Source organism: Streptosporangium jomthongense, from assembly GCF_042650425.1.
Taxonomy (GTDB): domain Bacteria; phylum Actinomycetota; class Actinomycetes; order Streptosporangiales; family Streptosporangiaceae; genus Streptosporangium.
Genome location: NZ_JBHSBC010000012.1, coordinates 384138 through 396600, shown reverse-complemented (window position 1 = coordinate 396600; position 12463 = coordinate 384138). Strand labels below are relative to the sequence as shown.

General features: G+C 69.8%; 11 protein-coding genes. 4 read left to right on the top strand and 7 right to left on the bottom strand.

Features of this window, described 5'->3' with window-relative positions:
- Positions 1-18: 18 nt before the first annotated feature.
- Together ACFOYY_RS13500 and ACFOYY_RS13495 are read right to left on the bottom strand one after the other, a co-directional pair.
- On the bottom strand, positions 19-180 hold the full coding sequence (locus ACFOYY_RS13500; protein WP_184714415.1) for a hypothetical protein: 162 nt from the start codon (positions 178-180) through the stop codon (positions 19-21).
- 332 nt (positions 181-512) lie between these two features.
- Complete coding sequence (locus ACFOYY_RS13495; protein ID WP_352009042.1) at positions 513-1490, bottom strand: hypothetical protein; 978 nt, start codon at positions 1488-1490, stop codon at positions 513-515.
- A gap of 88 nt (positions 1491-1578) precedes the next feature.
- Here ACFOYY_RS13495 and ACFOYY_RS13490 point away from each other — a divergent pair, with 88 nt between their 5' ends.
- Both ACFOYY_RS13490 and ACFOYY_RS13485 read left to right on the top strand, forming a co-directional pair.
- Complete coding sequence (locus tag ACFOYY_RS13490) at positions 1579-2310, top strand: MerR family transcriptional regulator (RefSeq protein WP_352009043.1); 732 nt, start codon at positions 1579-1581, stop codon at positions 2308-2310.
- A 525-nt stretch (positions 2311-2835) separates the two neighbouring features.
- Positions 2836-3726, top strand: coding sequence for a hypothetical protein (locus ACFOYY_RS13485; RefSeq protein ID WP_352009044.1), 891 nt, complete (start codon positions 2836-2838; stop codon positions 3724-3726).
- Positions 3727-3748: 22 nt separating this feature from the next.
- Here ACFOYY_RS13485 and ACFOYY_RS13480 read toward each other — a convergent pair whose 3' ends face one another.
- Complete coding sequence (locus tag ACFOYY_RS13480; RefSeq protein ID WP_362916494.1) at positions 3749-4381, bottom strand: TIGR03085 family metal-binding protein; 633 nt, start codon at positions 4379-4381, stop codon at positions 3749-3751.
- Between the two features lie 244 nt (positions 4382-4625).
- On the opposite strand from ACFOYY_RS13480, the gene ACFOYY_RS13475 reads away from it, so the two are divergent.
- Positions 4626-6416: an ABC transporter ATP-binding protein gene (locus ACFOYY_RS13475; RefSeq protein ID WP_352009046.1), complete on the top strand. Its 1791-nt coding sequence runs from the start codon at positions 4626-4628 to the stop codon at positions 6414-6416.
- On the top strand, positions 6413-8185 hold the full coding sequence (locus ACFOYY_RS13470) for an ABC transporter ATP-binding protein (protein WP_352009047.1): 1773 nt from the start codon (positions 6413-6415) through the stop codon (positions 8183-8185). The genes ACFOYY_RS13475 and ACFOYY_RS13470 overlap by 4 nt, the downstream gene beginning before the upstream one ends.
- Positions 8186-8223: 38 nt before the next feature.
- On the opposite strand, the gene ACFOYY_RS13465 is transcribed toward ACFOYY_RS13470, so the two are convergent.
- Genes ACFOYY_RS13465 through ACFOYY_RS13450 form a run of 4 tightly spaced genes read right to left on the bottom strand, consistent with a single transcriptional unit; the run spans position 8224 to position 11994 of the window.
- Positions 8224-9234 (bottom strand): ABC transporter substrate-binding protein, encoded by a 1011-nt coding sequence (locus ACFOYY_RS13465; RefSeq protein ID WP_386189953.1) that lies wholly within the window; start codon positions 9232-9234, stop codon positions 8224-8226.
- 44 nt (positions 9235-9278) lie between these two features.
- Positions 9279-10043, bottom strand: a complete 765-nt coding sequence (locus ACFOYY_RS13460) for an amino acid ABC transporter ATP-binding protein (protein ID WP_386189952.1) — start codon at positions 10041-10043, stop codon at positions 9279-9281.
- Positions 10040-10933, bottom strand: coding sequence for an amino acid ABC transporter permease (locus ACFOYY_RS13455; protein WP_352009050.1), 894 nt, complete (start codon positions 10931-10933; stop codon positions 10040-10042). The genes ACFOYY_RS13460 and ACFOYY_RS13455 overlap by 4 nt, the downstream gene beginning before the upstream one ends.
- Entirely contained in the window at positions 10930-11994 is a 1065-nt protein-coding gene (locus ACFOYY_RS13450) for an LLM class flavin-dependent oxidoreductase (protein ID WP_362778493.1), read from the bottom strand. Before ACFOYY_RS13450 ends, ACFOYY_RS13455 begins: the two co-directional genes overlap by 4 nt.
- Positions 11995-12463 lie beyond the last annotated feature (469 nt).

The window sequence follows — 12463 nt, the reverse complement described above, 5'->3', positions numbered from 1 at the left end:
GCAAACCCCCACCGTCGGTCAGCTCAACACACGTGTGAAGAACAGCGACAGTTGGTCCGCCGCCCTCACGATCCCGTCGAAGACTCCGTTCACCGCGTTCGCCGCATCGGCGGGCCTGGTGAACAGATAAAAGGCCACGAACGCCACCGCTACATAGGTGGCGACCTTCTTGACCTGCATGGGGGGCCTCCTGCTGCTCCAGTCCCAGCCGTTATACCCGGATTTTAATGATCTTTGGCATCTTCGGCCCGGGTGGCTCCCGGATTTTGATGATCATACCTGTTGAGCGGTGGGAATCCATGGCCAGATCGTGAGATTGGCATGAGTCACCTCCGCAATGGTGCGGTGGCGAAGCGGTTCTGTCCAATCCCGAATGCCAGATATACCGCTAGCGTTAGGGCGCCGTGAAGATCGTTGACACCCGGGCAGGGGGTGTGACCAGCGAACCGGCCCCTCGCGCCGGCCGTGGAACCTCTCCCTCGTGCTGAGGCCCCTGAAGACCCCTGGCAGCCCTACGCCTCGACCGCGGCGGCCTCCCGCGCGTCGTCCGCGGACTCGGCGGGTTCGAGGGCGGGGGCGGGCGTGGTCGCGGCGGGGCTCACACGCCCGCCACGCAGCGGCAGCAGGCACAGGGGTACGGCGATCGCCGTACCGGCCAGCAGCAGGCCCGCCACGCCCAGGGTGAGGGCGTCGGGCCGTACCAGGGGCTGGCCGCGCAGTGCCTGCCAGGTCACCAGCGCCACCAGGCCGGTGTAGGAGGCTCCGGCGGTCAGGACCAGGCGCAGCCGGACGGCCTGGTCGCGGATTCCCCGGGTGAGCAGGGCCACCAGCGGCAGGGCCTGCAGGGCGTGCATGCCGAAGAAGTGCGGCACGCGCAGGTCGCCGCCGGTGGTGCTCCAGCCGAGCAGGGACAGGCCGGGACCGCCGTCGGGGACGCCGACGCCGTGCGCGCCGAGGACCGTGGTGGTGACGTCCGCGAGCTGGGCGGAGGTCGGCGGGAGCATCAGGACGGCCACGCCGAGACCGGCGGCCGAGACGACGAGCCCGACGCGGATCGCCCAGGTGTCGGCCGGGGTCGCCTGGCGCTCACGCAGCACCAGGAAGGCCGCGGCCAGGTTGACCAGCATGAGGAGCATGACGGTCGTGCCCATCAGGGCGTACAGGGAGGAGTCCAGCGCGGTGGAGAAGTTGAAGTGGCTGCGCCGCCCCCGGATGACCTGGCTGATGATCACCGTGATCTCGACGACGCACGCGATCGCCATCACGTTGCCCAGCAGCCGGCTCGCGCGCTGCGCCGTACGCCTCAGGGACAGCAGCCAGGCCCAGGTCAGCCCGTAGGCGACGAAGGAGAGGGTGAACTTCAGGGGCTTGAGCCAGATGGGCAGGCCGTCCAGGGTGCGGTGGTCGAGGAGGACACCGAAGAGGGAGATCACGGACAGGACGGCCATGATCGCGGACATGAGGAGGAGCGGGCGATGCCAGCGGGTCATCCAGAAGATCCTTCAATAGATAACGGATTTATCCGTTATCTATAGCTAAACTCAGGTGCGATCACAAGAGGAGGCAGTTGCGGTGCGGATGGCGGACCTGAGTCGGGCGACGGGTGTCTCGGTCCCGATGATCAAGTTCTACCTGCGGGAGGGGCTGCTCCCCAGCGGGGAGCGGACCAGTCCTAACCAGGCGAAATACGGCCAGGAGCACGTGCGGCGGATCAAGCTGGTACGGGCCATGGCCGACTACGCCGGTCTGTCGATCGCTGAGATTCGCGACGTGCTCGGTCATCTCGACGACCCCTCGCACGGTCTGCACGACCGTCTCGGTCACGCCCAGACGAGCATCACGCCCAAGCGCGAGCCGGGGGAGGGGGAGGAATGGGCCGCGGCGATGCGCGAGGCCGAGGAACTGATCGCCCGGCACGGCTGGCGGCATCACCCGGACAGTTCTCCGATGCGGAGCGTGGCCGGGGTGCTGCTGACCCTGCGCGGGCTCGGCTACGACGGCATCCTCGACCGGCTCGACGACTACGCGGAGGCGGCGGGCACGATCGCCAGGGCCGACGTCGCGGGCATGGCCGAGGAGCCGAACCTGGAACGCATGATCGAGATCGTCGTTGTCGGGACCTCGCTCGGGGACGCGCTGGTCGCGGCGCTGCGCCGGGTCGCGCAGGCCAACGTCTCGGCCCGTCTGTTCGGCGACGACTGGAAGGTCGCGCAGTGGGAGAACGTGGACTGGGAGGACGTCCGGCGGCAGGGGGGCGCCTTCGAGGGGCCTGCTCCCGAAGGGGAGATCTGCGGTGGGCCGGAGGCCTGAGTGTCCCGGGCGTGGCGGACTTGGGCAACGCCCGCTGTGTGGTGTCTTAGTACGAAAAATCACTTCAAGTAAGTCTCATAGAGACATCAACTGAAAAAGCAGATTCATGTCAACTGAGTATGTCAGGGTTGACGGGCGTATGTGGCGGCTTTAATGTCTGACACTGATCAGGGCATCTTGGTAAATCGGTCAGTATGTACGACGGGGTAGCTTTTTGTGATCAACGGGGAGTTGAGGGGGTGTGCCGTGCGGGTCAGGCGTTGTGTCGGGGTGACCGCTGTTTCTGCCGCTCACCGATGATGTGACCGGTCATGACCGACCAGGGGGGTCGGTGTCCTTGATACGGGCCTTCCTCCCGTGTGTCATCTCGCTTCGGGCGTTCTCCGACATCAAAGGACATTGACATTGGCTGTGAACTTCCTCCCGGTAAAGCCTTGTCTGCGAGCCTCCCTTCGCATCGGTGAGAAGGGTGAGGCGGAATTGCATACCCCCTCGGGGGTTCTGGAGGTCGAAGTCCCGGAGGGCATGAGCAGGGACGATTTTCTCGACCTGCTCAGGCGTCTCGACGGCAGCAGGACCATCGAGGACCTGGAACGCGAGACCGGCCTCGACGGTGAGGCGGTACGCGAGGTCGTCGAGCCCGCCGTGGTGCAGGGGCTGATCGACGAGGGCGCCGCCGTGCCGGCCTTCTCCCCGGGTACGGCCGCCCTGGCCCGCCTTGAGGGCCTCCTCAACCACCTCCTTGAGGACCTGGTCCTCACCGGCCCGTTCTGGAGGCGCATCCTGGAGCGCCCGCAGCGGTTGCACCCCAACGTCTTCTTCGGCTTCGGGCTGGAGAACTGGTTCCTGCTCTCCAGGGAGAGCGAGCTCGGCTCAGCCGTACGGGCTCTGGCGGAGAACGCCGACCTCAGAGGGGCGCTCGACGACTTCGACCGTAGGGGAAGGCGTCACGACGACGTCGCGGTCCACGCCTTCAGGTCTCTCGGCGCCACGCGCGGCGACCTGCTGCGCGCCCGTCCGCTGCCGACGACCGCCGCCCTGATCAAGATGTTGTCCTGGTGGGCGCGGACCGACCCGCTGTTCTTCGTCGCCACGATCGGCGTCATCGAGGAACGTCTCGAAGCGGAGGACGAGGGGCCCGCCGCCCGCTGTCCCTTCCTGGCCGCCTGTGACCGGGTGGGGCTGACCCCCGGCTTCGTCGAACCGATGCGCGCGCACGCCAGGGCCGGGGCGGCCCGTCGTCACGGGGCGCTCAGCCGCGCGCTGTTCGCCCGGATGCCCGGGATCGACGAGGGGACGGAGCAGAGCTGGCAGGCCAAGGCGCACCTGTTCATGGAGACGTACGCGGGCTTCTGCGACGGGGTCCTGGACCACTACTCCGACCCGCATCGCCCGCTGCTGCGCCTGTGCGGCTGACCGGCGTTCACGCCGGTGCCGGTCACAGGTCCAGCGGCGCGCCCAGCAGCCGGGAGACGGCCTCGTCGCCGCCGATCGTCTCGACCCTGGCGTGCCGCTGACGGCCGAGGCAGAACAGCGTCAGCTCACCCGCGGTGCCCCGCACCTCGACCCGGGGGCCTCCCCGGCCGCCGCCGAGGACGACGCCGCCGCCGGTGCGGTGCAGCACCACGCCGACCGGGGACCTGCGCAGTTGCAGGCGTCCCACGATCCGCAGCCGCCTCCAGAGGACCTCGTCGAGGCCGGGGGGAAGCTCGCGTGGCTCCCAGTCTGGACGGGCGCGCCGGACGTCCTCGTGGTGGACGAAGAATTCGAGGGGGTTGACCAGTTCGTCCAGCCGGGGAACCAGGCGGTAGACGCCTCCGGGGCCGGTGCGGATGAGCCGGGTCAGGCCCGCGTAGCCGTACCTGGCCTTCAGGGACTCCTGGACCGAGGCGGTGCGGCGGGCCAGCGGGGCGAGCGCGATGCCGCCCGCGGCGTCCGGGCGCCTCTCCCGCAGCACGAGATGGGCGGCGAGGTCGAAGGTCGTCCAGCCCTCGCAGAGGGTCGGGGCGTCCTGGCCGAGCCGGTCGAGCAGGTCGGCGAGCGCGGCGCGTTCGGCGCTGGCATGCGTCATCCGGCGATCCTAACAATGCCGCGTCGTGACAAATCGTGATATGCCCGACACTTGGTGAAGCCGGGGCCGGAAGCGGGTGAACCTCGTGGCCTCCACGCCCGAGAGGTGTCACTGATGCTACGAAAGCAGTTGATCCATGGGCGTGGGGGAATAAGTGCTTGATTGAGAGTGATAGTCACATAAGTAGTGACAACCTCAACGAAAGGACACCCCCCGAGTGGCGAGCAAGGTGACCTCCGCCGTCATGCGTCAAGGGTTCCGCGTCCTGGGGGTGGCCATCCGGTCCGAGAGAGGGGTCTTCGCCGTCGCGGTCCTGTCAAGCGCCGTCTACGGTGTCATGACGGTCGCCTCCGCGTGGGCTCTCGGGTGGGCCACCCAGAACCTCGTGCTTCCCTCCCTCGCCGAGGGCCGGGTCGCGGACGGCGCGCTCACCACCGCCGTCCTCCTCATCCTCGGTGTCGCGCTGCTCAAGGCGACGGGCGTCGCGGGACGACGCTACTTCGCGGGCGTCATGCAGTACCGGATGCAGGCGCGCTCCCGCAGGGAGGTCACCCGCCAGTACCTCAGGCTCCCCCTGGCCTGGCACCACAAGCACCCGACCGGCCAGCTGCTGTCCAACGCCAGCGCCGACGCCGAGGCGGCCTGGGCGCCGCTCGCCCCGTTGCCGATGGCCGTCGGCGTGGTCGTCATGCTGGTCACCGCGGCCGTGGCGCTGGTGGCCACCGACCCGGTCCTCGCCCTGGTCGGGTTCCTGATCTTCCCGGCCATCGCCGTGCTCAACTTCGTCTACCAGCGCAGGCTCAGCCCACTGGCCACCAGGGCCCAGCAGCTGCGCGCCGAGGTGAGCGAGGTCGCGCACGAGAGCTTCGACGGAGCCCTGGTCGTCAAGACCCTCGGCCGTGAGGACGAGGAGACCGCCAGGTTCCGCGCCGGAGCCGAGGAACTGCGCGACGCCAACATCGCCGTCGGCCGGGTGCGGGGCCTGTTCGACCCCCTCCTCGAAGCACTGCCCATCCTGGGCGTGCTCGCCGTGCTGCTGGTCGGCGCCGGACGCCTGGAGAGCGGGGCGATCACCCCCGGCGTGCTGGTCCAGGTCGCCTACCTGTTCACCCTGCTCGCCTTCCCCATCCGCGCCCTCGGCTGGGTCCTGGCCGAGCTGCCCCGCGCCGTCGTCGGCTACGAGCGGGTGCGGGCCGTGCTCGACACGACCGGCTCCATGGAGTACGGCTCGGCGACCCTGACCGGGGAGAAGCCCGCGGGCCTGCGGGTACAGGGCCTCGGCTACTCCTACGGGGACTCCGCGGTGCTGCACGAGGTCGACCTCGACGTACCGCCCGGCCGTACGGTGGCGCTGGTCGGGCCGACCGGCTCGGGCAAGTCCACGCTCGCCCAGACCTTCGTCCGCCTGGTCGACCCGGCGCGGGGGGCCGTTCTCATCGACGGGGTCGACCTGCGCGAGGTGGCCCGCGGCGGGGTCAGCGAGGCGGTGGCACTGGTACCGCAGCAGACCTTCCTGTTCGACGACACCGTGCGGGGCAACGTCACCCTCGGCCTGCCCGTGGGAGACGAGGAGGTCTGGGCGGCGCTGCGCCTGGCCCAGGCCGACGGCTTCGTCAGCGCCCTGCCCGGAGGGCTCGACACCAGGGTCGGCGAGCGGGGCACCTCCCTGTCCGGGGGCCAGCGCCAGCGCCTGGCCCTGGCCCGCGCGCTGGTCCGCCGCCCCAGGCTGCTCGTCCTGGACGACGCGACCTCCAGCGTCGACCCCCAGGTCGAGGCCAAGATCCTGCAGGGCCTGCGGGACACCGCCCAGGCATCGACCGTGGTCGTCGTCGCCTACCGGATGGCCACCATCGCCCTGGCCGACGAGGTCGTCTACCTCGAACACGGCAGGGTGACCGACCAGGGCCCGCACGAGCTGCTGCTGCCGAGGTGCGAGGGGTACCGCAACCTGGTCACCGCCTACGAACGTGAGGAGGCCGAGCGCGAGGCGCTCGACGCCGAGGAAGCCGAGAAAGAGGAAGAGGTCAGCGCGTGAGTTCGCTCCACGGCGTCGAAAGGTCGGCGCTGGCCACCGTACGGCACGGCCTGTCGCTGACACCGGAGTTCCGCAAGGGGATCGCCGGGACGCTCGCGCTCGCCGTGCTGGCGACGATCGGCAAGGTCATCGTCCCGATCGCCGTCCAGCAGACCATCGACACGGGACTGAAGGGCGCGGTCCCCGACCTGCCCTACATCCGCGGCGCCGTGCTGCTGTGCGCGGCGGCCGTCGTGCTCACCGCGCTGTGCGCCTACCTGATGAACGTGCGTCTGTACCAGGCGACCGAGGCCTCCCTCGCGACCCTCAGGACACGCGGCTTCCGGCACGTGCACGACCTGTCGGTGCTCACCCAGAACTCCGAGCGGCGTGGCGCCCTGGTCTCCAGGGTCACCGGGGACGTGGACCAGATCAGCGTCTTCATGCAGTGGGGCGGGCTGATGATCATCATCGCCCTGGGCCAGCTCCTCGTCGCGACCGTGCTGATGTTCGTCTACTCCTGGCAGCTCGCCCTGACGGTCTGGCTGTGCTTCCTGCCGCTCATGATCGTGCTGCCGCGCTTCCAGCGGTGGCTCTCCGGCGCCTACACGCAGGTGCGTGAGCGCGCGGGCGACATGCTCGCCGCGGTCGGCGAGTCGGTCGTCGGGGCGGCGGTGATCAGGGCCCACGGCTCGGAGGCCCGCACCGCCGAGCGGCTGGATGTGACCATCGAGGCGAACAAGGCCGCGCAGGCCCGCACCCAGCGCATCGTCGCCACGGTCTTCCCGGTGACTGAGATCGTCGCGGCGCTGGCGACGACCGCGGTCGTGCTGATCGGCGTACGGCTGGGCGTCGCCGGCGACATCACCGCGGGGCGCCTGATCGCCTTCCTGTTCCTGATCACGCTGTTCGTCTCGCCGCTGCAGACCGCGACCGAGATGCTCAACGAGGCGCAGAACGCCATCGCCGGCTGGCGCCGCATCCTCGGCGTGCTCGACACGCCGCCGGACGTCGCCGACCCCGGCGAGGACGGCGTCGAGCTGCCGCGCGGACCCATCTCCGTGTCCTTCGAGGAGGTCGGCTTCTCCTACCCGGGTGGCGCGCCGGTGCTGACCGGCGTCACGGTGGACATCCCGCCGCGCTCGCGGATCGCGGTCGTGGGGGAGACCGGTTCGGGCAAGACGACCTTCGCCAAGCTGCTGACCCGCCTGATGGACCCGGTCACGGGCCGGGTCACCGTCGACGGGCACGACCTGCGCGGGGTCCGTTTCTCCTCGCTGCGCGAGCGCATCGTCATGGTGCCGCAGGACGGCTTCCTGTTCGACGGCACCCTGGAGGAGAACATCCGCTTCGGCCGTCCCTCGGCGACGAGCGAGGAGATCCTGCTCGCCCTGACCGAGCTGGGGCTGGCCGACTGGCTCGAAGGACTGCCCGAGGGCCTGGCCACCCCGGTCGGTCAGCGGGGGGAGTCCCTGTCCGCGGGGGAGCGCCAGCTCGTCGCCCTGGTCCGCGCCTACCTGGCCGACCCCGACCTGCTGCTGCTCGACGAGGCCACCTCCGCCGTCGACCCGGCGACCGAGGTACGCCTGGCCCGCGCGCTGGACGGGGTGACGCGGGGCCGTACCGCGGTCTCCATCGCCCACCGCCTGTCCACCGCGGAGGCCGCCGACGAGGTGCTGGTCTTCGACGGGGGCCGCATCGTCCAGCGCGGCCCGCACGCCGAGCTGGTCGGCGAGCCCGGCGTCTACGCGGGCCTGCACGCCTCCTGGGTCTCGGCCGCCAGATCCTGACCACGGGTTCCCGGGCGGCGGCGCGCCGCCCGGGGCCGTCACTTCGCCGTCTGCCTGGGCAGGCCGGGCGGGTTGACCAGCGACTCGGGGATGGCCTCGTTGGAGAGGTTCCAGCGCTTGAGCACCTCGCCGTACTTGCCGTTCCCGATGAGTTCGTTGATCGCGGCGTTGAGCGGTTTGACGAGGCCGTTGTCCTTCTTGGTCATGGCCGCGATCAGGCCCTGCAGGTCGGGGCCCGCGCCAGAGACGGTGCCGACGATCTTGGTGTCGCCGCCGACGGCGTCCTGGTGGGAGAGGGAGGGGTTGGGGCCGAAGTAGGCCTCGATGCGGCCCGACTTCAGGGACAGCAGGGCGTCGACGTACTTCTGGTAGTTCTGGATCTGCGCGGGCTTCAGGCCCGCCTTCTGGTTCTGCGTGTCCCAGTCGACCAGGATCTTCTCCTGGTTGGTGCCCGAGCCGACCGCGACCCGGCGTCCGGCGATGTCCGAGGGCTGCTTGATCGAGGTGATCGGGCTGTTCTTCGCCGTCTGCCAGGCGAGCTGGTCGACCCGGTAGGTGGCGAAGTCGTAGATGTCCTTGCGCTCCTCGGTCACCGTGACGTTGTTGAAGGCCACGTCGTACTTTCCGGACTTCACCGAGAGGAACAGGTTCTCCCAGGAGGTGACCTCCTCCCTGGCCTTCAGGCCGAGGACGTCGGCCACGATGTGGGCGATGTCGGTCTCCACGCCGATGACGGTGCGGTCGTCGTCGGCGAGGAAGGTCAGCGGCGGCGCGCCTTCCCCGCTGAAGCCGACGACCAGCTCACCCTTCGCGCGGATCGCCTCGGGCACCTGGGCGGCGATCGCGTCGACCTTCTCCGCCCGGATCCGGTTCTGCTGCGGAGAGATGTTGATCTTCGAGCCGCCGGTTCCCGCGGGGGCGGAGGCCTGTTCGGCGGGCTTGGCGTCGCTCCGGGGGGCGGCGGAGGTGGTCCCGGTCGAGCCGCAGGCGGCGGCGAGCAGAAGCGGTGCGGTGAGGAGGGCGGGCTTGAGCCTGGAGAGGAACGACATTTCAGTCCTGTTTTTCTGGGAATCGCAGGGAGGGTTGTCACGGATCAGAGGACCTTGCTGAGGAAGGAGCGGGTCCGTTCGTGCCGGGGGGAGTCGAGAACCTGGGCGGGCGGGCCCTGTTCGACGACGCGCCCGTCGTCCATGAAGACGACGGTGTCGGCCACCTCGCGGGCGAACCCGATCTCGTGGGTGACGACGATCATGGTGGTGCCGCTCCTGGCGAGGTCCTTCACCACGTCGAGCACCTCGCCGACCAGTTCGGGGTCGAGCGCGGAGGTCGGCTCGTCGAAGAGGATGACCTTCGGCTCCAGGGCGAGCGCGCGGGCGATGGCGACCCGCTGCTGCTGCCCTCCGGACAGCTGCCCGGGGTAGGCGTTCTTCCTGTCGGCCAGGCCGACCCGGTCGAGCAGCCGTACGGCCAGCCGGTGCACCTCGGCCCTGGGCCTTCGCTGCGCGGACAGAGGCGCCTCGACGACGTTCTCCAGCGCGGTCAGGTGCGGGAAGAGGTTGAAGTGCTGGAAGACGAACCCGATCCGGGTCCGCTGCCGCAGGATCTCGCGTTCGCGCAGTTCGTAGAGCCTGTCGCCGGACTGCCGGTAGCCGACCAGCTCACCGTCGACGCGCACCGATCCGCTGTCCACCTTCTCCAGGTGGTTGACGGTGCGCAGCAGGGTCGACTTGCCGGAGCCCGAGGGGCCGAGGATCACGGTGACCTCGCCCCTGGCGACCCGCAGGTCGACGCCACGCAGGACCTTCAGGGGGCCGAAGCTCTTGTGCACGCCCCGCAGGTCGACCATCACGGCGCTCATCTGCGACCCCTGGCGTAGTGACGTTCGACGTAGTACTGCGCGACGGACAGCACGGAGGTGATGATCAGGTACCAGACGGTCGCGACGAGCAGCAGCGCGATGACCCTGCCGTTGCGGCTGTAGATCACCTGGATCTGGTAGAAGAGCTCGGGCAGGGCCATGATGTAGACCACCGAGGTGCCCTTGACCAGGCCGATGATCTCGTTGCCCGCGGTGGGCACGATCGAGCGCATGGCCTGCGGAAGGACGATCCTGAACAGCTGTCTTCTCCAGGGGATGCCCAATGCGGCGGCGGCCTCGCGCTGGCCCGGGTCGACCGAGAGCAGCCCCGCCCTGACGATCTCGGAGCAGTAGGCGGCCTGGTGCAGCCCGAGCCCGAGCACGGCGGCGGTGACCGGGCTGATCAGGTCCATGGTCCCGATGTCGAAGAAGGAGGGGCCGAACGGAACGCCGAAGGAGATCCGCTGGTACAGCAGCGCCAGGTTGTACCAGAACAGCAGTTGCAGGATGAGCGGGATCGACCGGAACAGCGCGACATAGCCCCAGGCGACCGAGGACAGCAGCGGGTTCCTCGACAGGCGCATGATCGCGAGCACGGTGCCGAGCAGGAAGCCGATGCCGATGCCGAGCACGGTGAGCTGGAGTGTGAACAGCACGGCGTGCAGCACCGAGGGCGCGAACAGGTACTCCCCGACGACGTTCCAGTCCCAGGCGGGGTTGGTGATCAGCGCGCTCGCCGCCATGGCGAGCAGCACGCCGACCCCGGCCGCCGCCGCCCACCGGCCGGGATGCCTGGTGGTGACGACCCGCAGCGCGGGCGGGGCGTCCGGGCCTGCCGTCCCGGCGTCCGTGTCGTCCTGCGGCCGGGTCTCGACCGCGGGGCGGCTCACCGGCCCGCCAGACTGGTCGCCGGGTACTGCCGGGACTCGGCGGCCTCACGCTCGCGGTCCCGCTTGGCCACCTCCTCGCGGACGATGGGGATGACGTGACGGCCGAAGTCGACGGCGTCCTCAAGCAGGTCGTAGCCGCGCGCGGACAGGATCTCCACGCCGAGGTCGTAGTAGTCGAGCAGCGCCTGGGCCACGGTCTCCGGGGTGCCGACCAGGGCGGTGGAGTTGCCCGCCCCGCCGGTGGCCGCGGCGGTCGGGGTCCACAGCGCGCGGTCGTACCTGTCGCCCCCGGCGGCGATCGCGACGAGCCGTTGTGAGCCCGCGTTCTCCGGGGCGTGGCCCGCGGGCAGCCGTCGGGAGGAGGCACCACGCGACTTGATCGCCTCAAGCGTGCGGGCCGCCTTCTCCCAGGCCTTCTCCTCGGTCGGCGCGATGACGGGCCGGAAGGCCACCTGGAACCTGGGCAGGTCCCTGCGCCCCGACGCGAGCGCCGCGCTCCTGACCGCGGCGATCTGCTCGGCGGTCTGGGCCAGCGGCTCGCCCCACAGGCAGTAGATGTCGGCCTCGGCGCCGCCCGCCGCGTACGCCGCGGGGGAGGAGCCTCCGAAGGAGACCAGCGGACGGGGCTGCTGCACGGGGAAGACGTCGGACAGGAAGTCGTCGAAGCGGTAGTGCTCTCCCTCGTGGGAGAAGGGGGTCCTGGACGTCCAGCCCTTCTTGACGATCTGGATGTACTCCCGGGTGCGCCCGTAACGCCGGTCCTTGGACAGGCGGTCGCCCTCGCGGGCCTGCTCGCGGTCGTTGCCCCCGGTGATGAAGTGCACGGTCAGTCTGCCGCCGCTGATCTGGTCGAGTGTGGCGAAGGTCTTCAGGGCGAACGTCGGGTAGGAGACGTTCGGCCGGTGGGCGAGCAGGAGCTGTATCCCCTCGACCTGCCCGGCGACGAGGGCGGCCACCTGCGCGGGGTCCGGCGAGCCCGAGCCGTAGGCGAACAGGATCCGGTCCCAGCCGTGCTCGTGGTGGGCCCGCGCCAGCCGTAGCGTGAACTGTCTGTCGAACACGGGCCCGGAGCGGGGTCTGGTCTCCGATCCGTCGTTCGTGGCGCCTATGCCTAGGAACTCGACGGGCATGACTGAGGCCTTTCTGGCAGGTCGTCTGGGCGGGGGCGTCCGGAGCGGGGACGGCGGCACGGTGGCTCGCGGTGGCTCGCGGTGGCTCGTGGTGGCGCGCGGCACCGGATGGGCGGGGCCGGTGGCGCGAGGTCAGTGGCGCGAGGTCAGTGACGACAGGAACGGGACAGCGCGCGGCACGGCGCGAGGTGACCGCGGACCGCCGGTGGGAGCTCAGCCTGCATGGCCTCACTCCAACACAGGAACCAAATCCCGTCAAGACCTACTGGTTTAGTGGGTTTATTGTCATGGGGGAAGTGAGGAGGGATGAACAGTGGCCTACAAGTCGTCAAATGGGCTGTTGATGTCCTTATGTCGGGGATTAACGTGCTGAGATGGAGGTAAGGGAGCCGCGGGACCA